The organism is Zongyangia acetica, from assembly GCF_038739695.1.
In the GTDB taxonomy this organism is placed as follows: domain Bacteria; phylum Bacillota; class Clostridia; order Oscillospirales; family Ruminococcaceae; genus Zongyangia; species Zongyangia gallinarum.
Window position 1 is genome coordinate 169,431 of sequence record NZ_JBBEWN010000002.1, and the last position, 22,400, is coordinate 191,830.

Consider the following 22,400-nt stretch of genomic DNA (forward strand, 5'->3'; position numbering starts at 1 on the left):
GCGGTATGCCTTTTCTCTTGATGAAATGTGGAGCTTATACTCCAGCTTTAACTTCGTCAAATTCCTTTTCGATTTCAGCGGATGGCTTCGGTGACAGCAGTGAAACCACCACGACGAATAGGCAGGAGATGATGAAGGCTGGTAGAAGTTCGTAGATATCCCACAGACCGCCTAAAGGACGGATGAGCAGATTCCAGACAAATACCATGACGCCGCCGCTGATCATGCCAGCAATGGCACCAGCCCGGGTGATTCGCTTCCAGAACAGGCTGAGAAGCATCAGGGGGCCGAAGGTGGCTCCAAATCCAGCCCAAGCGAAGCTGACGATGGTGAAGATGACACTGTTCTCATCCAACGCAATCACAATGGCGATAGCTGTCACCGCCAGCAGGGTAATACGAGAAACAATCATAACATGTTTATCGGTAGCCTTTTTATGCATCAGTCCCTGATATAAATTCTTAGCGAAGGCAGAAGCCGCAATCAGCAGATAAGAGTCGGAAGAGCTGATGGTGGCCGCTAGGATACCCGCCATAACAAAACCAGCCAGCAGTGCCGGTAAAAGCCCGGTGGAGAGCAGGATGAATACGTTCTCAGCATCGGATGCTGTCAGCAGCGCGGAAGGGAAGAGGGCACGGCCCATGACGCCGATGAAGACGGCGATGGTCAGAGAGATAACCACCCAGACTGTAGCGATACGACGGGAACGGGTCAGGCTGTGCTCATCCCGGATGGCCATAAACCGCAGCAGCACCTGAGGCATACCGAAATAACCAAGGCCCCATGCGACATTAGAAATAATAGAAAGGATACTGTAATTTCCAGCCGCGCCAAATTGAGGCTGGCCATTGACTACCTGCTGCACACCGTCCACTGTGGTGGGGGTGGCAATGCCAAAGAAATCAAAGAAACCAGGAATGGATTTGGCGTTTTCAATGACCGCGCCAAGCCCTCCTGCCGCTACAGTTCCCACTGTAACAACAACACCCAAAGCGATAATCATGACAATGGCCTGCATAAAATCAGAAGCGCTTTCTGCCAGGAATCCACCGAGAATGGTATAAATCAGAACAAATACAGCACCCACGATCATCATGGGAATATAGGGCATATCAAACAGGGTAGAAAAAAGCTTTCCACAGGTGACCAGACAGCTTGCCGCATAAACCGTAAAAAAGATCAGGATAAAGATGGCGGCGATGGTCATGACCACCTTTTTCTTCTCATGGAAACGGTTGGAGAAGTACTCCGGAAGGGTGATGGCATTACCCGCCTTCTCACTGTAGCGGCGCAGGCGCTTGGACACAATGAGCCAGTTGATGTATGTACCTAGAGCAAGTCCGATAGCTGTCCAGGCTGCGTCGGCGATACCGCACCAGTAAGCTACGCCGGGCAGACCCATGAGCAGCCATCCGGACATGTCCGACGCCTCGGCGCTCATGGCAGTCACCCAGGGGCCCAAGCTGCGGCCGCCCAGAAAATATTCTTCTGAGTTTTTGTTGGCCCTTTTGGCAAAGGCCACACCAATGATGATAACAATCGCCATGTAGATCACCATGGCAATCAAAATTTGAATTGTATCTCCCATAGTCCCCTCCTACAATATAAAACTACCTGTTTTTCTTTTTTCAGGCAACAGCACTATTTTACTTTACCTTGGTAATAAAATCAAGCAAAATATGCCAAAACCAAAAAACCTCCGGCATTTTTGGACAAACCGCCAAAATTGACCGTTATTTATTTTTTCTTTAGCGCGGAAAGGTCCTCTACTACCTTTTGGGCCCGGTTGCGCCATTGGTTTTCGCTCATGGCCTTTTTGACATTGTTCCGGTATTCTTCTATCTTTTCCGGATCACTGTAAAACCGGGCAATGGCATCGGCCAGAGATTGGGGATCATCCTTGCAGGTGAGCCCGCATCCATACCGGTCGATCATCCGTTTTGTCTCCACGCAGTCGGTGGAAATGACCGGCAGGCCATACCCCATATATTCAAACATCTTCACACAGATTGCAAAATCCATATAAAAGTCCCTTTGGAGTGGGATTAACCCTACATCCGCTCCCGCATAAATGGAGGCCAATTGCTCATCGCCACTAGCATGAAAAACTGTTATCCACTTCTTTTGTAGGTCTTGAGCCTTTAAATTCTGCATTTCTTCTGACCTACAAACCAAAGAAAGTTTAATGTCCATACCACGCTTATGGAGAAGATTGATGGCCTCAAGAAGTTGTTGTGTTCCATAGCGTGGTGTAACTCCTCCTACGTAAACCACCCTATGTTGTATTTTGCGAGTATGGTCACCATGATACTCTCCAGCCGGCGGTAGTATTTCCCGGCGGCGGAAGTCAAAAAGGTCCGCCATGCTGGGGCTTGGAAAATAGATGATATCACAGCTCTTTGCAAACACCTTCAGATCCCGTTTGTGCATGTAGGTCAGCAGCCATTTTTTCGGACCCTTGACCCCCCACCACTTAGCAAACTTCCAATAAGCGTCCCGGTAGAACAGGGCAATGGGCACTCCCATCCCATGAACCTTTTTGAGAAGCTTGAGATCGATAGCGTTAAAAAAGGGGCCGGCTGGGGGCTCTACATAACAGATATCCGGGGTATGAGAGTCCAGCCAGGAGAGGATTTCCGCTGTCTTCTGCTTGCGCTCTGCCCGGCGGTTTTGCTGCCCCTCCAGGAGCTTGACCTCATGGCCCAGCTGCCGGAAGGCGTCATACATCTTCTGGGGGCGGACGCTGGAGCCGGATTTAAACTCCCCAAAGTCGATGAAGGTTATATATAAAATGGTCACAATATCCGCTCCTTATTTTTGAAACTCCGTCAGGATCTTGGTGATCTTTTCAGCGGCATGCCCATCGCCAAACTGGTTCTGATGCTGGGAAAAGTCAGGCTGCACCGCCAATTTTTGCAGAATTTCCGCTTTTTCCGGCCGGCAAAGCTGGTTGACGTTGCCATCCAATGTTTCCGGCCAGGGGGGATTGTCTAGGAGGGTGACGCACTGTTTCCCCATAAACCACGCCTCCCGCTGTAACCCGCCCGAGTCGGTGACCACCTTCTGAGCGTGTTTGATAAGATACAGGGAGGTAAGATATCCTACCGGCTGGGTCAGCAGAATATTTCGGTATCCTTTTTCCCGGCACAGACGGTCCGCCCTTTCATGATTGCGGGGATGTACCGGATAGACCACCGGAACCGTCAGTTCTTCCATGGCGGAGAAGATTTGGTCCAAAGGCTCATCTGAACCGGTATTTTCCTCCCTGTGGCAGGTAAGGAGGAGATAATTCTCCGGAAGGGATACCTCCTTCCCTCCAAAGTCCAGAATATCCCCTTCCTTTAGCGGCGGAAGATTTTTTCCGTAGTAAACAACCGCATCGTACATCAGGTCCCCGGTATTATAGACCCCTTTGGTGATTCCCTCCGCCTTCAGGTTGCCAATGGCAGTTTCCGTGCAGCACATGAGCAAAGCGGAAATCCGGTCGGTCAGCACCCGGTTGACCTCCTCGGGATTTTGGAGGGTCTCCATCCGCACCCCCGCTTCTACATGACAGATGGGAATATGCAGCTTTACCGCCGCCAGAGCCCCTGCCAGGGTGGAATTGGTGTCGCCATAGACCAGCACCATATCCGGGTGCTCCTCTAACAGGACTTTCTCAATTGCAATCAGCATTTCTCCCGTCATCTTGCCATGGCTTCCACCGGAGATACCCAGATTATAATCGGGCCTGGGTATGGAAAGCTCATCGAAGAAGATGTCGGACATATTGTGATCGTAGTGCTGCCCTGTGTGGATCAGCACTTCTTCATGCTCCTTCCGCAGGACCCGGGACAGGGCCGCCGCTTTAATAAACTGGGGCCTTGCCCCCACAATGGTGCATATTTTCATCGGAGCTTCTCCCTTTCTGTCTCACGTTCTTTTCCACCGTTTCCGGGAATTTCATATTTCGATAAGTTATTATATTTCTATTTTGCCAAAAGGTCAATAAAATACCACATATGACAATAAAAAGGGCTGGAAAACGTTGTTTCCCAGCCCTTTGATTGGCTATTAATTAAAGGAATCTAGCCCGCAGGTCCTCGGGGACATCCTGGATATGGGCTTTGATATAAGCCATGGTCTCTTCCCGGGACTTAACGCCTAGGGTAGCTCCCACAGTCTGGCAGTTCATAGAGCCCACTGCGTTGCCAAAGACCGCCGCCTCCCAGATGCTCCAGCCCCAGGAGATAGCGGAGAGAAATGCCGCGCAGAAGCTGTCGCCGCAGCCGGTGACGTCCTTCACCTGATCCACATGGAAGGTGGGAATGGTGCGGTGTTCCTTCAAATTGCTGACATAAACCCCTTTGGCTCCCAGCTTGACCACCAGGTTTTTGATTCCGTAGCCCTTGAAAAACTCCTCGAACTCCTCGCAGGTCTCTTTGCCGGAGATCTCCGCCGCCTCGTTGTCACTGGGCATAAAGAAATCGGTATAGGGCAGGGCGTATTTCACATAGTCCAGCGCTACGTCGTTGTGATCCAGGATGCAGACATCCATAGCGGTGGTCACTCCAGCCTCCTTGCAGGCCTGGAACACCCGCCCAATGTCTGGTCCATCCAGCTTAGGCGCCAAGCCCGCGCTGCCATAATGGACAATCTTAGCCTGCTTGACATAGTCTAAATCAATGTCGTCATAGGTAAATTCCTTATTCACTCCCCGGGTGTGGGCAATACCGTTGCGCTCTCCATCCTCGCCGATGCAGAGCACCGCCATGGTGGTGGGCAGTTGGGGATCCTCTTTGGACCGGCTAATATCAATGCCGTATTGATCGCAGGTCTCCCGGATTAGGCGGCCGTAGATATCCTGGCCGGTTTTACAGACACAGCCAGTTTTGACCCCTAGCTTGGCGCAGTCAATGGCACAGTTGAGGGCATCGCCGCCGGTTGTTGTAGTGGCCGAATCGAACAGAATTACATCGTGTTCAAACATGTCGGAGGGAATGGGTTTGATCGCTACATCCACCATGCCCATACCCAGTGTTAAAATATCTACCATAACTTTCTGCTCTCCTTTTCACCATTACGCAAATCTGGCCCGCAGATCCTCCGGAACACAGTCGATCCGCTCCTTAATATAGGCCATAACCTCCTCCTTGGGCCGGACGCCAAAGGTGGCGCCTACCACCTGGCAGTTCATGGAACCCACGGCGTTGGCAAAGACTACCGCTTCCCAGATGCTCCAGCCCCAGGTGATCGCGCTGAGGAATCCTGCGCAGAAGCTGTCCCCGCAGCCGATGGTGTCAATGGCCAGCTCTACCGGGAAGGTGGGGATCATCTGGCTCTCCTTGAAATCGCTGACATAGCAGCCCTTCGGCCCCATTTTGATAAGCATCATCTTCATCCCATAGGGACGGAAGAAGTCCACAATCTCCTCACAGGTATTCTTTCCGCTGATGTCGGTGGCTTCGTCCCAGCTGGGGAGGAAATAATCGGTGTGATACAGGGCGTTGCGAATTTTTTCAAAGCCGGTGGCCGCCCTGCCCGACAGATCCTCGGTGCCGGAAACGTCGATGGAGGTCTCCACCCCCAGCTCATGGCACTTGCGGAACATGGCGGTCACCCCGTCCTCCGCCTCCATCTCGGGGCAGAGGTGGATGCTGCCATAGTGAACGATTTTCGCCGTTTTGATGTAGTCGTAGTCAATATCAGCCTCGGTCAGGGAGGTTTTGGGATCCAGGTTGAAAGCGCTGTGCCGGGCTCCCTTCCCGTCCAGCAGATGGAGGGAAAGGGTGCTTTTCCCGTCGGGGACCACCACCATGTGGCTCATATCCACATGGGCCTTTTCCGAAATCTCCCGGATGCTGCGGCCAAAGACGTCGTCTCCCACCTTACAGATGCAGCCCACCTGAACGCCAATCCTGGCGCAGGCATTGGCCACATTCATGGCGTCGCCGCCGGTGCTGGCCTCCCAGTAGCTGTAGTTGCGGAATTCTGTCTCAAATACCGCCGGGGTCACCGGGGTCACCGCCAAATCCTGCATTGCGCTTCCCACTGTGATTATATCCATCTGTCTGCCTCCTTTGTCCTCTTCATAGCGCCTTGCGCCTATTGGAACCGGGCCCGAAGGTCCTCCGGCACCTGATCGATTCTCTCTTTGATATAAGCCATGGTTTCCTCAAAGCTCTTGACACCCAGGTTGGCTCCCAGCACCTGGCAGTTCATGGAGCCTACCGCGTTGCCAAACACAGCCGCTTCCTCCATGCTCCAGCCCTTGACAATGGCGGTGAGGAAAGCCGCTACAAAAGAATCTCCGCAGCCGGTCACATCCACCACCTTGGGCACCTGGAAGGTGGGAATATAGCGTCTTGTCTTAAAGTCGGTGACATAGACCCCTCTGGCCCCCAGTTTGATGACCAGAATTTTGATGCCGAAGCGGCTGAAGAACTTCTCTATATCCTCACATTTGGTAAGTCCCCCTGTGATGATTTCAGCCTCGTAGTCGCTGGGGAAGAAGATATCGGTATAATTCAGAACATCTTTGACATTATTGTAGCACACTTCTGGCGGCAGGTCGCAGGTAACATCCATAGAGGTCATGCAGCCCGCTTCCTTGCACTCCTTGAACAAACGGGTAATGCCCGGGCCGTCCAGCTTGGCAAGGCCGTTGGCGCTGCCATATTGAACCACTTTGGCCTGCTTAAAGTAGTCTACATCCAGATCCTCGTAGACGAGTTCCGCATTGGCGCCGGTGAGCACCACCGTGTGCCGCTCGCCGTCCTCCTTGAGGAAATGGATAGATGTGGCGGTGCTGGCCTCATCGGTGCTGATGACGCGGCTAATATCCACGCCCTCCTTGGCCACCTCTCTTTTGAGGAAAGCTCCGTTGGCATCGGTACCGGTTTTTGCCACATATCCCACCTGCATTCCCAGCCGGGCGCAGTCGATGGCGGTGTTGAGGGCGTCCCCGCCGGTGACGGTGGAGATGGAGGGGATGTTCACCGCGTCAATCTGGAAAAAGTTATCTGGTACCGGTTTGAGAATAATATCGGCCACCGCATGGCCTACGGTTACAATATCCATATGCTTCACCCTTTGCATAATTCTTTCCCTTTATTGGAACCGGGCCCGGAGATCCTCCGGCACCTGGTCGATCCTCTCTTTGATATAGTCCATGGTTTCTTCAAAGGTCTTGACCCCCATGTTGGCGCCAATGGCCTGGCAGTTCATGGAGCCCACTGCGTTGCCCAGCACCGCCGCTTCCCAGATGTCCCAGCCCTTGGCCAGGGCGGTGAGGAAGGCCGCCACAAAGGCGTCCCCGCAGCCGGTGGTGTCCAGCACCTGATCCACCTGGAAGGTGGACAGATAGCGCCGGGTGGTGAAGTCGGTGATAAACACCCCTTTGGAGCCCAGCTTTACCACCAGCACCTTCAGTCCAAACCGGCCGAAAAATTCCTCGTATTCCTCGCAGGTTTTTAAGCCGTTGGTAATTATCTCGGCCTCGTAGTCGCTGGGGAAAAAGATATCGGTGTAATAGAGGGCGTCTTTGATATTGTTGTAGCACTCCTCGGGAGGCAGGTTGCAGTTGACGTCCATGGAGGTGGTCAGCCCCAGCTCCTTAGCCCGGCGGAACACCTTGGCAATTCCTTCCCCGTCCAGCTTCTTATGGACGTTGGCGCTGCCGTACTGGATAAATTTGGCCTTTGCCACATAGTCAAAGTCCACGTCGTCATAGCCCAGCTCGTCGTTGGCGCCGCAGGTATGCACCACATGCTTTTCCCCCGAAGGCTCCAGGCAGACAAAGGAAAGGCTGGTTTCCGCGTGGGGGTCGGTCATGACCTGGCTGTGGTCTACCCCCCGTTTTTCCAAATGCTCATGAATGACCTCCGCGTACTGGTCATCCCCCACTTTCGCGATAAGGCCGGCGCTCATCCCCAGCTTGACGCAGTCCAGCGCGGTGTTGAGGGCGTCCCCGCCGGTGGTGGAAACAATCTCCGGAATCCGCACCCCCGCCGACTGTTCCAGCAGGGTGTTGGGGATCGGTTTGAGCACAATGTCGTTGCAAGCGCTGCCAATGGTAATAATGTCCATTCCATTCATCCTTTTATCCATTAAATTTGATGGCAGCGGCGGTGCGGCTTTTACAGCCCTTCCCGCCAGCTTTTTACCTCTCTAAACGAACAACTATATGATAGGACATTTTTATTTTCTTGTCAATAAGCGTTTGATTTCCCCAAAAAAATTCCCTATTTTTTGTGAAATTCCACGAAAATCACGGAGATTTCCTACCAAAAGAACAAGTTTCCCTCCAAAGAAACCCACCCTTTCCCATCTCTTTGGCAACATCTGTCCAACCCGTGCGGGCCAAAAAAAGCGGGACGCAAATGCGTCCCGCTTTGCTTTTTCATTTTTACAGGAATCTGGCCCGCAGATCCTCGGGAACATGCTGAATGTTTTCCCGAATAAACTGGATGGTTTCATCAAAGGTTCTCACGCCCAGGGTAGCGCCGATGACCTGGCAGTTACAGGAACCCACCGCGTTGCCGAAGACGGCGCATTCCTCCATGCTCCAGCCCTTGACAATGCCGGTGAGGAAGCCGGCGCAGAAGCTGTCTCCGCAGCCGGTGGTATCGATAACCGGGGCGTCCTCAAAGGTCCGAATGTATCTCCTCTTGGCAAAATCGGTAACGTAGACCCCGTCGCCGCCCAGTTTGATAACCAGCATTTTCAGCCCATAGGGACGGAAGAATTCCTCGATCTCCTCACAGGTTTCCTTGCCGGTCAGCTGGGTTGCCTCATACATGCTGGGGAGGAAGATATCGGTATAGTGGAGGGCATCCTCAATGGCGGTCATATACACCTTGCCGTCCAGGCCGCCGGTGACGTCCATAGAGGTGATGCAGCCGGCCTCCTGGCACTCCTTGAGGAAGCGGCCCAGGTCGGGGCCGTCCAGCTTGGGGATACCGTTCGCGGAACCGATCTGTACCACCTTGGCTTGTTTGACATATTCCATGTCGATATCCTTGTAGCCAAACTCGTCGTTGGCGCCGATGGTCACCAAGAAATGGCGGTCGCCGCTCTCCTCAATGCAGACAAAGGAGATGTTGGTCATGTGTTCGGCAGATTCCACCATCCGGCTCACATCCACCCCGTTTTGCACAGCGTTGTTCTTCACCACGCCGCCGAACATGTCCTGGCCGATCATGGCACAGATGCCGGTATCCAGCCCCAGCTTGGAGCAGTCAATGGCGCAGTTAAGGGCGTCGCCGCCGGAGGTGTTCTGCACGCTGCTGATGCGGATAGAGTCCCTTTCCATAAAATCTTTGGTCACAGGTTTGAGCGCCATATCGCATACGGCGTTTCCTACAGTTACAATATCCATAAATCTGTTCCTTTCACTCTGGCCGCCCCATAGGGGCCAAACCGGCTTTACTTCTTCCAGCGGTGTTATTTGACAAATCTCCCCCGGAGATCTTCCGGCACATATTCGATGTTCTCCCGGATAAACTGCATGGTCTCCTCAAAGGAACGCACACCGGTGTTGGCGCCGATCTTCTGGCAGTTGCAGGAACCTACCGCGTTGCCGTAAACAGCGCACTCCTCTACATCCCAGCCCTTGATGACGCCGGTCAGGAAGCCAGCCACAAAGGAATCGCCGCAGCCGGTGGTATCAATGACCGGGGCATTCTCAAAGGTGCGGATATATCTGTGCTTTTTAAAGTCGGTGACAAAGCAGCCGTCTCCGCCCAGTTTAATGGCCATCATCTTCAGGCCGTAGGGACGGAAGAATTCTTCAATCTCTTCGCAGGTCTGTTTGCCGGTCAGGGCGGTGACTTCATACATACTGGGCAGGAAGATATCAAGATGCTGGAACATGGGCTCCAGGATTTTCATTGCCTCCACCATATCGTCGGCGCAGGACATGTCGCAGGAGGTGAGCATACCGGCTTCCTGGCACTCGGCGAAGAGCTTGCCAATGCCCTCATCCATTTTGGGGCAGGAAACAGCGCTACCGTATTGGAGGATCTTGGCGCCGGAATTTTTAATAAAATCGACGTTGACGTCTTCATAGCACAGGGAGTTGTTAGCCTCCTGGTTAACGGCGAAATGCCGCTGGCCGTCTGGCTCGATGCAGACGATGGAAACAGAGGTGGCCACGCTGGGATCCTCCACCACGCCCTGGGTATTGACTCCGGCGTCCTTCAGGTTGGCCCAGATGGGGTTCGCGAAGGTATCGGTTCCCACCTTACAGACAACGCCAGCCTCCAGCCCCATTTTCTGGCAGTCGATGGCGGTATTCACCGCGTCGCCTCCCGAATGGGACATAATAGAATCCAAGGTGATGGCGTCCCTGTCAAACAGTTCCCGCACCATGGGTTTGAGCAGCACGTCGCTGCAAGCCAATCCAATTGTAACAATATCCAATGCCATAAGTACCATCCTTTTCTTATTTTTAGGCGCTTATATAATGTAAAAGCAACTATGTTTACTTAAACAGTTCTATCATAAGATATCCTCATTTTTTTGTCAATAAGGGTTCATTTCTTTTCATGACTTCCAAAAATTTTTGACTTTTAGCACAAACATTTACCGATAAAATTAGGGAAAATACTAAAACAGTCTTTACAACCCCTCCAAATCTTAATATTTTATGTATTTTCCCACTATTTTTCTGAAAACGCCAAATCTATGCTATAATGTAGGTAATCACACCGCTATCTGCGGCCTAAGGAGGCCTTTTTATGGAGCAGCAACCGAAGCAATCCTATACCGATTTTATGCAGGAGCCCTCTCCCGCACCTAGTTCTCCCCCTCCGGGCAGCCCTTCCCGCGCCCCCCGTTCCTCAGAGCAGAAACAGGTCATCACCATCGTGGCGGTCCTCGCCGTGGTTGTGGCCTTTGTCCTCGTTAGCTGCCTCATCCTCTTTCACAACAATAGCGAGGATGAGGCCGGCTATATCCAGCAAATCCCTACCGCCTATGAATCCACCTATCGGGCGGGGCTTCTTTCCTCTTCCATCTGTAAGATCTATGCCCAGACCTGGGATCTAGCCCAAGAAGAAGGTTTGGACACCCAAGCCATTGTGGACAGCCTTGCAGACGAGGTGGAAGCTTCTGGATATCTCCAGCGCATCCAATCGGCGGTAGAGGAGGCGGAGGACGCCCTGTCCGGTCTTCCCAGTCCAGGCCGGAATCAGCAACAAATCCATGAACAGCTGCTGGGGATGAAAGCGCAGCTGGATATCCTCTCGGAGCTGGCCCTCCATCCTGAAGATTTGGATGATGAATTTGGCCAGGAATACCAAAACGCCTACAATGAGCTAACTGACCTTGCGGCAAAGATGCGGGAACTTCTGCCGGAGCTTCCCAACTTAAACTCTCTGGAAAGCGATATTATGTTTCCCATTGTATCAGACGACGCAAACGCCCAGTAAACGCTGGGCGTTCGCCTTTCCCGGCAGAAACTATCCTCCCAATTTTATGGTTTTCTCCTGATTTTTCTCTCTTATCCCAGTGAAATCATGTAAGAAATCACCAAGAAATTGGGGGAGAAATTTCACAGTTTCCTGATTGTTATCAGGGCCTATTTCCTTTATAATGAAGGTACATGCTGTGTTCTTACGCTTTTAAGGATATCAGAAACGGACAGACAAAAATGAAAGGGGTAATCTCTATGGCAAATCCAAAAATTGGCATCCGGCCCATCATCGACGGACGAAGATTGGGCGTCCGGGAATCCCTAGAGGAAAAGACAATGGCAATGGCCCATGCCGCTGCCGCTTTGATCAGTGAAAACTGCCGTTATGCTGACGGCACTCCGGTGGAATGCGTCATTGCGGACACCACCATTGGCGGCTGTAAAGAGGCTGCTCTCTGCGCCGAAAAATTTGCCGTCAACAACGTGTGCGCTACCCTGTCCGTCACCCCCTGCTGGTGCTACGGCTCCGAGACCATGGATACCGATCCCCTGACCATTAAGGCTGTCTGGGGCTTTAACGGGACTGAGCGCCCTGGCGCCGTCTATCTGGCCTGTGTCATGGCCGCCCATAACCAACGCGGCCTTCCCGCCTTTTCCATCTATGGCCATGATGTCCAGGACATTGAGGATAATTCCATCCCCGAGGATGTAAAGGAAAAGATCATCCGCTTTGCCAAAGGCGCCATTGCCGTCGGCGAAATGCGGGGCAAATCCTACATCAACCTGGGTTCTGTTTCTATGGGTATTATGGGCGCTTTCTGCGACCCCGCTTTCTTCCAGAAGTATCTGGGCATCCGTCCGGAATGGGTGGATATGAGTGAAGTTTCCCGCCGGGTAAAGTTGGGGATCTACGACCACGAAGAATACGAAAAGGCACTGAAGTGGGTCAAAGAGCACTGCAAGGAGGGCTTTGACAACAACGCTCCTGAAGTACAGCACTCCCGGCAGCAGAAAGACGAAGAGTGGGAGTTTGTGGTCAAGATGACCCTCATCTGCCGGGACATTTTCCACGGCAATCCCAAGCTGTATGATATGGGTTGGTATGAGGAAAGTTTGGGCCGCAACGGTCTGCTGGGTGGTTTCCAGGGCCAGCGGATGTGGTCCGACTGGCAGCCCAACGGCGACTTTACCGAGGCTATGCTCAACACCACCTTTGACTGGAACGGAATCAAGCAGCCCACCATCTTCGCCACCGAAAACGATACCCTCAACGCCACCTCCATGCTCTTCGGCCATCTGCTCACCGGCTGCGCTTCCATCTTTGCCGATGTGCGCACCTATTGGAGCCCTGACGCTGTGAAGCGGGTCACCGGCTGGCAGCCAGAAGGCCGGGCGGAAAATGGCTTTATCCATCTCATCAACTCCGGCGCGGCGGCGCTGGATGCTACCGGCAAATCTAAAGACGCCGGCGGCAACCCTGTCATGAAGCCCTGGTGGGAGATGACCCAGGCCGATGCAGACGCCTGTCTGGAAGCCACCGATTGGTGCCCGGCCAGCCTGGGCTACTTCCGTGGAGGCGGCTTCTCCTCCCACTTTAAGACCAGCGCGGAGATGCCTGTCACCATGATGCGTCTCAATCTCATCGACGGATTGGGCCCGGTGCTCCAGATTGCTGAGGGCTACACCGTCACCCTGCCCGACGAAGTGCACAATATCCTGGACAAACGGACCGATCCCACCTGGCCCACCACCTGGTTCGCTCCCCGCCTCACCGGCGAAGGCGCCTTTACCGACGTCTATTCCGTGATGGCCAACTGGGGCGCCAACCACGGCTCCCTCACCTACGGCCATGTGGGCGCCGACCTGATCACCCTGGCTTCCATGCTGCGGATTCCAGTGGCGCTGCACAACGTGCCCCGGGAGAAGATCTTCCGGCCCCATGCCTGGAGCGCTTTCGGCACCCAGGATCTGGAGTCTGCCGATTACAGAGCCTGCAGCACCTACGGCCCTCTCTACAAATAAGGTTACAACGAAAAGCGGCGTGTTAAAAACACGCCGCTTTTTTGCTGGGAGCGGCAGGGATAGCTGTCATGAACAAAAGGGGTGGGCCTAGAAGGTCCGCCCCTTTTTATGTGATGTGATCGGATGTTACCGGACAGCGGGGACCTCCCCAATGTAGTTCGCGGCCTCCACCGCCGCCACGGCCCCGTCCGCCGCCGCCGTCACCAGCTGCCGCACCGACTTGGTTCGGGTATCTCCGGCGGCAAACACACCGGGGATGTTGGTTTTGCAGTCCTCCCCCGCTTTGATGTAACCGCCTTCATCCACAGCCACTGCCGGGGAAAACAGCTGGTTTTTCGCCACCAGTCCCACGGCGATAAAGATGCCTTGGCAGGGGATGACAGAACTTTCTCCTGTCTTTTTATTTTTTATCTCCACCGATTCCACCGTATTTTCTCCTTGGATCTGCTGCACCACACTATCATAGTGGATCTGGATATTCTCCCGGGACAGGACGGACTCCACAATAACCTTGGATGCCCTAAACTGATCCCGCCGGTGAATCAGATGGACGGTATGGCAGCTATTGGAAAGATACAAAGCGTCCTCAAGGGCCGTGTTTCCTCCGCCTACAATGCAGACATCCTTGCCTCTATAAAAGGCTCCATCACAGGTGGCACAGTAGGATACCCCGCGGCCGCTGAGCCGTTCTTCCCCATCACAGCCTAACTTTCTCCGCTCCACACCATTAGCGATGATGACGCAGCGTCCCTCATAGGTATTTTGATTGGTGATTACCCTTTTCACCGGTCCTTCCAGCTCCACGGCCACCGGTGTTTCGTAAACCACCTGGGCCCCCAGGGCTACCGCCTGATTATAGATATTCTGGGCAAATTCAAAACCGGAGATAGAGGCAATGCCGGGATAGTTCTCCACATCCGGAGTGTTGGCAATCTGGCCGCCATAAATCATCTGCTCGATTACCACCACCGTCAGTCCGCTGCGCATCCCGTAAATGGCCGCGGATAAGCCGGCAGTTCCGGCGCCAATGACAATGATATCCGTCATTTCACTCACCTAATTTCTCAGCAAATTTTTCGTTTGGGCTCTCTTTCCATATATTTTACACTTTTTCCCGATTCATGCGCTGTGATTAAATCACAAACCAGGTCGATATTTTTCTCGTCCAGCTCCCGGTCTGTCCACCGGTGGATATGGGACAGCTTCAGCCCAAACCTGTCTTTTCGGAAGGCGCCGATCATGATCCCGTTGGCGGAAAAGTTGGCGTTGTCGGACATAACCAGCATATTCTTGGAAAGCCGGGCATAGACCCGCTTCCCCGGCGGTTCTTTTCCCAAAGCCCAAACCATGGACTGGGCTTTGGGCAGGGTAAATTTGTTGCACACCAGAACAAGATCATCTCCGGCACCGATACAGTCCAGATTGACGACCCATTTTCCCTTCATCTGCTTCCTATATTTTTTGGCAAATCCAGCGGATCCCAAAAGTCCCCACTCCTCGTTGTCGAACAGGACAAAGGCAATATCCTCCCGGCCTGTCTCCTTACACCGCAACGCGCATTCCAACACCCCCAGAACACCGGAGGAGTTGTCATTTTGGTTGTGGCGGTTATTCACCGTAAAGAAAAACAGGACAAAGGTCAAGAGAAACAGAAGATACCTAGGAAAAAGAGAGACCGACAAATAGGCCAGTAAAAACTGTGGGATGGCCAATGCCAGGATAATCCCCCAGGATTGGGAAAAAAGGGAGAGCCAAAAATGATCCAGATAGGTGGCAAAAGGGAAGGGCATGGCTTTCGGCGTGTCGTAATGGGCAGTCACTACCGTGGCCGCCTTCTCCAGGTCCCCGATGATCAAGTTGCGGTTTTTTACCACGCACCGGTCAATACTCACCCGGGAGGGGATTCCCTCCTCTCGGAGCATCTCCTGCACCCACCGCAAAAACGCGCTTTTCTGCCTTTTGCCGTTGCGCACCTCAAAGGTACCGCAGACCTTGTCAAACAACCTTTGCCTCATGTCCTCTCCTTCTGGAAAACCAGGCTTTTCCCGCCGCTCATGTTCCCTTCCTGCTTTTATATTCATTGTATCATGACTCGCCCCTTCTATGCAAACAGGGCTGAACAAAATCGCTGATACTCCATCCCGTATCACAGTGAAAATAATAACCATCTGTTGTCCCACATATTAAAAATCCCTAGACCCGCTTCATGGTTTTTTAAGGTAGATGAAGCCCTTTGTCTTCTCGCTATCATTTGACCTCATCCTTTACAATCTATAGATAGAACATGACTCATTATGGAGCGGAAAAGCTGCGCTCATCCTTTTGAGTCCTCGTTCAAAAGTATAAAAATAAGGAGGTTTCTTCGTAACAATGGGTAGGGTTTATGGCTACATTCGTGTGAGTACCAGGGAACAAAATGAGGAGCGCCAACTTGTGGCGCTCCGGAGGAAATGTATTCGGGAAAAAAATATTTTTTTGGACAAGCAGTCTGGCAAAGATTTTGATCGCCCGCAGTACAAAAAACTGCTTGAAAAATTAAGGCCGGGGGATTTGCTTTACATATTAAGCATCGACCGGCTGGGCCGCAATTATGAAGAAATTCAGTTTCAGTGGCGTGTTCTGACAAAAGAAAAGAAAGTGGATATCTGTGTCATTGATATGCCTTTGCTAGACACACGTCGGGGCAAAGACCTGATGGGGACCTTTATTGCCGATCTTGTCTTGCAAATCTTATCCTTCGTAGCCCAAAGCGAACACGAAAATATCAAAAAAAGACAAGCCGAAGGAATTTCCGCCGCAAAAGCCAAAGGAGTTAAATTTGGACGGCCTAAAAAAGAATTGCCCGTAGACTTTTTTAGGGCTGTAGAACGATGGCAGTCCAAGGAAATGGATTTTTCCGAAATCCTTCATCGATACCAAATCAGTGAATCCACCTTTTATCGTCGTTTGAGAGAGTATAGAAGCACCAATTCAACGATATAACACTGCATAAATACCAAAATGTGTATATTTTGACACGTTTCTTTGTTGTTTGTATCATAACATAACCTACCCTATTTCTCAAGACTATTGTGAATAAAAAATGAACTTTCTGCTTACAAATTATTTCGTGGTTTTACTGTCAAAATGTACACGTTCTTAAAGTGAATATGGAAGAAGGAGTGCTGAAAATGGAAACTGTTCAACAAAATGTATCGCAAAATACCCCCAATTTTTCCGCGCCGGTGGGCCAGCTCAAAACAAACCGAGGATTGGCAAAGTATATTCTTCTTGGAATAATTACTTTGGGAATCTACCCCATTGTGGTCATGTCCTCAATTTCCAGCGATATCAATATTATTGCCGGGCGCTATGATGGAAAGCGGACTATGCACTATTGCTTGCTCATCTTCTTGGTTAGTTGGCTTACCTTGGGTATCGGCGTGCTGGTCTGGTATCACAATTTATCCTCCCGCATTGGCAATGAGCTTCGCCGCAGGAATATTTCCTATCAGTTTGGGGCGGGCAGCTACTGGGGATGGTCCATCCTGGGCTCACTCATCGTTGTAGGACCTTTTATTTATATTTATAAACTGCTCAAAGCAATGAATCTTTTGTCTTCTCATTATAATGTCAATGGATGACTTATAACCGTAGATTCTCTGTGTGTATAATTTAATTGCATAATTTGGAGGGAAACCCATGGCATTTTGGGATAATCTAACACAAAAGGCTTCTCAAACCACGGCAAAGGCTGTGCAAAAGGCAAAGGATCTATCGGAGGTAGCAAAACTTAACTCTCTTATCACTTCGGAAGAGGGGAAAATTAACAATACCTATTCCCAAATCGGGAAGCTATATATGTCCCTGCATTTACAAGATTACGAAGATGAGTTTTCTGGGATGATTAACTCCATCATCGAATCTGAACAAAAAATTCGGGACTATCAGCAGCAGATTCAGGATATCAAAGGAGTTCAAAAGTGCCCGAATTGCGGCGCCGAGGTGGCGTCTGGCTTGGCTTTCTGCGGCTCCTGTGGCGCTCCCATGCCCAAAGATCCGTCAGTTGCTTCAAACGTTGATCTCATCCGGTGCGAAAGCTGCGGCGTTATGGTAAAAGTCGGAACGCAATTTTGCACCAACTGCGGTAAGCCCTTGCGCCAAGAGCCCAAGCATCCGCCGGCAGAATCCAGTCCCTATATCTCTGAATGTATCTGTCCCCATTGTGGCGCGAAATTAGAGGACGCTGTATCTTTCTGTACGGAGTGTGGCACAAAACTACGATAGTTTCCCCACAGCCTTGGCAGCGTTCAACAATCTCCGAAGGGAATGAAAGGGATCATCTCTTAATTATTCTTAACGCGAAATCGAGGAAGGGAAAAGATATGGATAAATTTTGCGGGAAATGCGGCGCACCCTTAGGCGGCGGGAAATTCTGTCCGAATTGCGGGGCACAGGTGGAAGGTGCTCCTTCCCCTACGCCCGATAAGGCCGAGCGGCTCCTTGTCTCCACCCAATCCAGCCGCACTGCCCTGAAAAGCTTTCAGATTGTTTTTTTAATCCTTTACTATGTTATTGTGCTCATTCTCCTGCTGATGATTTTCACCCATTGGTCTGAATATATGATCAGAACGGGCCTGATTGGCTTGGATCTCTTCGACAGCATCGACATAGGCCATTTCCTTGGTTTTGCCGTCATTCCTTTGCTTTTATGTCTGCCTATTGCGTCTATACGTTCTGTCATCGTCACCTTTTGTCAGGACAAGTCTTATTTAAATGTATATGAAAGACACCTTGAAGGAGTAACAGCCTTATCCTATACAGAGGCCATGACAAAATTCCGGCTGCACTATCGTGAAATTCTGAATGTGGCTGAGTCGGGACAGCACATTGTGATTTATACCTCCTATGCAACCTATGAAGTCCTGGCAAAGAATAACCGGGTGGAAGCACTCCGGGAAATATCCCGGAGATTACCCCATCGCCCTGAAGAACCTTCATCAGCGGCCAGCAATACCTACAACTGAAAATTTAGGAGGAAAAAATATGCCTTTTTGCGGAAAATGTGGCGCACCCTTAGACGGCGGGAAATTCTGCCCCAACTGCGGTGCAAAAACGGAATCTACACCACTGGTTGCCGGTGGCGCGGCGGCTATAAACTCACCTAAAAAGACCGGAGGGAAGCGCAGGATGGCTATCATAGCGGCCGTCATTGCAGCTATTGCCATTGCCGTCATCTTGGGAGCTTTTCTGCTTCCTGGAAGGAGCTATGAGTCCACTGTAGAAAAATTTGTGGACGCCCAATTCAGTGCCGACATGGAATCTGCTATTAACCTCATGCCTAAAAAGTTTATCGACTATCAGATGGAGCAGGACGGATATGATTCCGATGATTTTGACGAAGTGGTCGATGACCTCAACGGTCAGATTCAAGATCAATTGGACTCGTTCGACCAGCATCTAGGCGAAGGGTGGAAAATCTCCCATGAAATTGTCGATGCCGGGGAGATAGATCGTGAAGAATTAGAACGCACTAAAGACGCATATGCAGATATAGGGATCAAGGTATCTGCCGCGAAAACTGCGGAGGTAGAAATAACAATTACAGCGGATGAAACAGAGGTCAGTAACACATTGGAGATTCCTCTCGTCAAGGTAGGACGTTCCTGGTATCTGGATGGTATGCGTATTGGCAACCTTATTTAAATGTTGCTAATCCTCTGTGTCGAAGTTCATCACAGTAATATTTTGTCAAAAAATTCCGCAATATTACTACGAGTGATAGGAAGTAGCTGAATGTCATCTATCCCTGTCGATTTGTAAGGAGGAAAAAATATGCCTTTTTGTGGAAAATGTGGTGCACCCTTAAACGGGGAGGAAACCTGCCCCAACTGCGGTGCAAAAACGGAATCTACGCCACTGGTTGCCGGTGGCGCGGCGGCTATAAACTCACCTAAAAAGACCGGCCTTTGGAAAATCATCATAGCGGCGGCATTGATCATAGCCGTCATGGTATGGATTTTTACCAGTTGCTCTTCTACTGTCGACGTACCCTGCGATTGGTGCGGAAAGACTCCATCGGTGGCATATCAAACCAGTGACGGATCAGATGCTTATGTCTGCAAGGATTGTAGCAAGGTCTGCGCACTATGCGGTGAAAAAGCTACTAAACACTATGAAAATCTTTTAGGCATGGTGATCTTCGTCTGCAACGACTGCTATGGAATGGCAACAAACTAATTAAAGGAGTGCTTTAAGATGAAAAAAAAGAGTTTATTGCGCATATTAAGCGCGCTGCTTCTTATAACTTTATTATTAACCGGTTGTGGTCCGAAATCTCCTGATGAGTTAATTGTGGGGCGGTGGGTTTTTGAGGAAGATACGACCACAGGTTTTGAGTTTTTCTCAGACGGGGATGCGGTCGGATTTAACGGAGATGACACATATGAAGCGAATTGGAGTATTTCGGAAGATAGTTTGAAACTATCTAATCCTTATGGAGATGACATGCTATTAATGAATATCGAGGATCTGACGGAGGATCGTTTAGTTCTTTCTGCCGAAGGTCAAGAGCTTGTTTTATTGAAGGAATAATATTGAAAGGGGTAGATCGATATGCAAAAAACAAGGTTGGGTATTTCAGTAGGCATGCTGGGGGCCACAATCTACCTCAGCGGATTATTTGGAGGCTATGTAGCCATCCTGCTTCTGGCGGGTTATTCTCTTCTCTTTGAAGAAAATATCTGGCTGAAAAAAAGCGCTGTCAAGGCGGTTGCGTTGCTACTATTTTTCTCTTTTCTTTCCGTAATCATCCAGTTTATCCCCGACGTATTGGATCTTGCCCGAAATATCACCGCCATTTTTGACGACATGTTTGGAATGACGGCGTTGGATTACATCGTCTCCGCCATCGTTGGCATCATTGATATCGTGAAAAAAATCCTATTTCTCCTTCTTGGGATCAAGGCCCTAAGCCAGGGAACAGTTACCGTCCCCGTAGTAGACAATCTGATCAACAAATACATGGGATAATTCGAAGGGCAAAGAAGCTGCGGATGGTATGTCCATTCGCGGCTTCTTACGTTTTTATTCTGCTTAAAATTTATATATTTCCTGTACAAAATATGGTATACCTCGACAAGATCATTTCCGTCAGAACATGTGAAAGAGATAAAAAGGAGGGCTTTTTATGTATTGTCCCAACTGTGGTTCTAATGCAGCGGAAACAGACGTCTTTTGCGCCAATTGTGGCACACCTCTGGATCAGGCATCCAACTCAAGCCCAGAGTCAACCGTAACATCATCTACCTATGTGAATGCACCAGGTAATCCTCCTAGAGGAAATAAAACAAAACTCATAGTAGGAAGCGTCATCGTGGCTATTGTTATCATCGTTGCCACTATAATGATCCTACTATCGCAGCCTACAACCATCCACTTAGAAGATATGGTAACCATAGAATTTTCCGGATATAACACCGTTGGACAAGCTACCGCTTATCTAAATTCCGAGGAATTCGATCTGCGTCTCGCCAAGGCTCTGGGCAAGGGGAAATTTGACCTCACTTCTACAAATGCATATGCTATTTGTAGAAACGCTATTCAACTTTCCGTAGAACCTGCGAATGGACTTTCCAACGGTGACAAAGCTGTTGTCCGTATTTCTTATGACAATGAAGCCGTAAAAGAATATGACATCAAGTTCTCAGGAAAATCTGCTTCATTTACTGTGGAAGGATTGGCCAATCTGACAGAGATTGACCCATTCGAGGGGCTCAATGTTTCTTTTTCCGGATTTTCACCTGACGGACAGGTTGAATTTGAATATTCAGGTGACAACCCCTATGTTGGTTCTATTGGATTTGTCTGTGATAAGTCCTCTGGACTTAAGAACGGAGACGTTATAACCATATCTTTTCAAAAAGACAGCGAGTCTGCCGCTGTCCAAGATGGATACAAACTAGTCCAAGACTCAAAAAAATACACAGTAGATGGTTTGGATGAGTATGTGGACAGCTACAGTGATCTTCCCCAGGACTTTCTTGAAATGGCAAAACAAGAAGCTGAAGATCTCATCCAGTCCTATGTGGCCCAGTACTACAGCAAGCAGAGCAGCTTGGGACCTATCTCCTATGCCGGATATGTATTCAATACGGCAAAGCCTGGGAAGGACGCCGATTGCTATAACGAGTTTTACATCATCTATCGCGGGATGGTCTCCCATGTGGAACAGGAATTTCATGAAACCATGGTGTATTATCCTGTCCGTTTTGAAAATCTGCTGTCCTCTTCCGGAACCCTGGATTTTACAATGGATGACAGCATAGCTGGTAGTTCCCCCCTCTCCTACGGAAGCCTGGTAAACTCCAACTATACCGATGGATATGCCAATCCCCTGGTTGCCTACACCGAACTTATCACCTCTCGCCAGGACAATTATAACTGTACCGCTGGGGATGGCTTTGAAAAATACGCCTCTTACTCGCCAATTGCCGGCCTCACTGATATTGCGGACAGTGATTTACAGAATCTGGACAATCTTGCCATGGATTCCATCGCCGCCTACATTGCTGACAGCTATTCCGACACCTCTCACGCGTCTGAATTGTCATTGGTCGGCCAATATCTGCTCATCGCGAAATCACAAGGAAACGATTTCCGAAACAACAATCGATTAATTATCGTTTTTAGCGCTACCGTTTCCAGCAGCAACAATCGATTTGAACCCACCACCGTCTATTTCCCTGTCCAGTTTGAAGGGCTGGTCAACCTGCCCGGCGATGAATTCATTTATACAGAGGGCGGAGATATTTTAGGTGCCACCCAGTTTCCCCATAGTAGTTCCGTTACCAAAGGATATATCGATGGTGCTGAAATGTTCAGAGACCTCGTCACTGCCAATCGGACCGACTACACCTATGAAATTACAGAGGGGCTAAAAGCGTTCGGTGAGTAATGTAGGTAACGATTAACTATGATTGAGCACCGGTCACTTTCCTATCGC

22 protein-coding genes are annotated in these 22,400 nt (G+C 50.5%); 11 read left to right on the top strand and 11 right to left on the bottom strand.

Translation table 11 applies throughout. The features are described from left to right. Positions 1–34: 34 nt before the first annotated feature. From putP to WGC32_RS02645, 9 genes are all read right to left on the bottom strand, one after another. Positions 35–1,588 (bottom strand): sodium/proline symporter PutP, encoded by a 1,554-nt coding sequence (putP, locus tag WGC32_RS02605; RefSeq protein WP_342680582.1) that lies wholly within the window; start codon positions 1,586–1,588, stop codon positions 35–37. Positions 1,589–1,737: 149 nt separating this feature from the next. After that, a complete protein-coding gene (locus tag WGC32_RS02610; RefSeq protein WP_342680583.1) occupies positions 1,738–2,799 on the bottom strand; it encodes a glycosyltransferase family 4 protein in 1,062 nt (353 codons plus the stop codon). A gap of 12 nt (positions 2,800–2,811) precedes the next feature. Further along, positions 2,812–3,891, bottom strand: a complete 1,080-nt coding sequence (gene wecB, locus WGC32_RS02615; protein WP_342680584.1) for a non-hydrolyzing UDP-N-acetylglucosamine 2-epimerase — start codon at positions 3,889–3,891, stop codon at positions 2,812–2,814. A 166-nt stretch (positions 3,892–4,057) separates the two neighbouring features. Then, the gene (locus tag WGC32_RS02620) at positions 4,058–5,035 is read right to left on the bottom strand and encodes a carbohydrate kinase family protein (RefSeq protein WP_342680585.1); all 978 of its coding nucleotides are present in this window, start codon (positions 5,033–5,035) and stop codon (positions 4,058–4,060) included. Between the two features lie 24 nt (positions 5,036–5,059). Further along, positions 5,060–6,046, bottom strand: a complete 987-nt coding sequence (locus WGC32_RS02625) for a carbohydrate kinase family protein (protein ID WP_342680586.1) — start codon at positions 6,044–6,046, stop codon at positions 5,060–5,062. 38 nt (positions 6,047–6,084) lie between these two features. After that, a complete protein-coding gene (locus WGC32_RS02630) occupies positions 6,085–7,059 on the bottom strand; it encodes a carbohydrate kinase family protein (protein WP_342680587.1) in 975 nt (324 codons plus the stop codon). Positions 7,060–7,089: 30 nt separating this feature from the next. Beyond that, positions 7,090–8,067, bottom strand: a complete 978-nt coding sequence (locus tag WGC32_RS02635) for a PfkB family carbohydrate kinase (RefSeq protein WP_191509488.1) — start codon at positions 8,065–8,067, stop codon at positions 7,090–7,092. Positions 8,068–8,386: 319 nt separating this feature from the next. Next, positions 8,387–9,358, bottom strand: a complete 972-nt coding sequence (locus WGC32_RS02640; RefSeq protein ID WP_191482111.1) for a PfkB family carbohydrate kinase — start codon at positions 9,356–9,358, stop codon at positions 8,387–8,389. A 65-nt stretch (positions 9,359–9,423) separates the two neighbouring features. Next, entirely contained in the window at positions 9,424–10,407 is a 984-nt protein-coding gene (locus WGC32_RS02645) for a carbohydrate kinase family protein (protein ID WP_342680588.1), read from the bottom strand. Between the two features lie 311 nt (positions 10,408–10,718). Here WGC32_RS02645 and WGC32_RS02650 point away from each other — a divergent pair, with 311 nt between their 5' ends. Continuing rightward, positions 10,719–11,411: a hypothetical protein gene (locus WGC32_RS02650; protein ID WP_342680589.1), complete on the top strand. Its 693-nt coding sequence runs from the start codon at positions 10,719–10,721 to the stop codon at positions 11,409–11,411. Positions 11,412–11,650: 239 nt separating this feature from the next. Next, positions 11,651–13,417 (top strand): L-fucose isomerase, encoded by a 1,767-nt coding sequence (locus tag WGC32_RS02655; protein ID WP_342680590.1) that lies wholly within the window; start codon positions 11,651–11,653, stop codon positions 13,415–13,417. 126 nt (positions 13,418–13,543) lie between these two features. Here the strand turns inward: WGC32_RS02655 and trxB are convergent, their stop codons facing one another. Both trxB and WGC32_RS02665 read right to left on the bottom strand, forming a co-directional pair. After that, entirely contained in the window at positions 13,544–14,464 is a 921-nt protein-coding gene (gene trxB, locus WGC32_RS02660; RefSeq protein ID WP_342680591.1) for a thioredoxin-disulfide reductase, read from the bottom strand. Positions 14,465–14,481: 17 nt separating this feature from the next. Further along, positions 14,482–15,432 carry a M28 family metallopeptidase gene (locus WGC32_RS02665; protein ID WP_342680592.1) on the bottom strand — a complete coding sequence of 317 codons (951 nt, stop codon included), beginning with the start codon at positions 15,430–15,432 and terminating at the stop codon, positions 14,482–14,484. A gap of 355 nt (positions 15,433–15,787) precedes the next feature. Here WGC32_RS02665 and WGC32_RS02670 point away from each other — a divergent pair, with 355 nt between their 5' ends. The 9 genes from WGC32_RS02670 (at position 15,788) to WGC32_RS02710 (ending at position 22,352) form a co-directional block, all read left to right on the top strand. After that, entirely contained in the window at positions 15,788–16,399 is a 612-nt protein-coding gene (locus WGC32_RS02670; protein ID WP_342680593.1) for a recombinase family protein, read from the top strand. A 188-nt stretch (positions 16,400–16,587) separates the two neighbouring features. Next, positions 16,588–17,040 carry a DUF4234 domain-containing protein gene (locus WGC32_RS02675; RefSeq protein ID WP_342680594.1) on the top strand — a complete coding sequence of 151 codons (453 nt, stop codon included), beginning with the start codon at positions 16,588–16,590 and terminating at the stop codon, positions 17,038–17,040. A 58-nt stretch (positions 17,041–17,098) separates the two neighbouring features. Continuing rightward, positions 17,099–17,683: a zinc ribbon domain-containing protein gene (locus WGC32_RS02680; RefSeq protein ID WP_342680595.1), complete on the top strand. Its 585-nt coding sequence runs from the start codon at positions 17,099–17,101 to the stop codon at positions 17,681–17,683. 98 nt (positions 17,684–17,781) lie between these two features. Then, positions 17,782–18,423, top strand: coding sequence for a hypothetical protein (locus WGC32_RS02685; protein WP_342680596.1), 642 nt, complete (start codon positions 17,782–17,784; stop codon positions 18,421–18,423). A gap of 19 nt (positions 18,424–18,442) precedes the next feature. After that, positions 18,443–19,102, top strand: coding sequence for a zinc ribbon domain-containing protein (locus WGC32_RS02690; protein WP_342680597.1), 660 nt, complete (start codon positions 18,443–18,445; stop codon positions 19,100–19,102). 129 nt (positions 19,103–19,231) lie between these two features. Continuing rightward, positions 19,232–19,636, top strand: a complete 405-nt coding sequence (locus WGC32_RS02695; protein ID WP_342680598.1) for a hypothetical protein — start codon at positions 19,232–19,234, stop codon at positions 19,634–19,636. An 18-nt stretch (positions 19,637–19,654) separates the two neighbouring features. After that, on the top strand, positions 19,655–19,990 hold the full coding sequence (locus tag WGC32_RS02700; RefSeq protein ID WP_342680599.1) for a lipocalin-like domain-containing protein: 336 nt from the start codon (positions 19,655–19,657) through the stop codon (positions 19,988–19,990). A 21-nt stretch (positions 19,991–20,011) separates the two neighbouring features. Continuing rightward, positions 20,012–20,428, top strand: a complete 417-nt coding sequence (locus WGC32_RS02705; RefSeq protein ID WP_342680600.1) for a hypothetical protein — start codon at positions 20,012–20,014, stop codon at positions 20,426–20,428. A gap of 157 nt (positions 20,429–20,585) precedes the next feature. Beyond that, complete coding sequence (locus tag WGC32_RS02710; protein WP_342680601.1) at positions 20,586–22,352, top strand: zinc ribbon domain-containing protein; 1,767 nt, start codon at positions 20,586–20,588, stop codon at positions 22,350–22,352. The last annotated feature ends 48 nt before the right edge of the window (positions 22,353–22,400 follow it).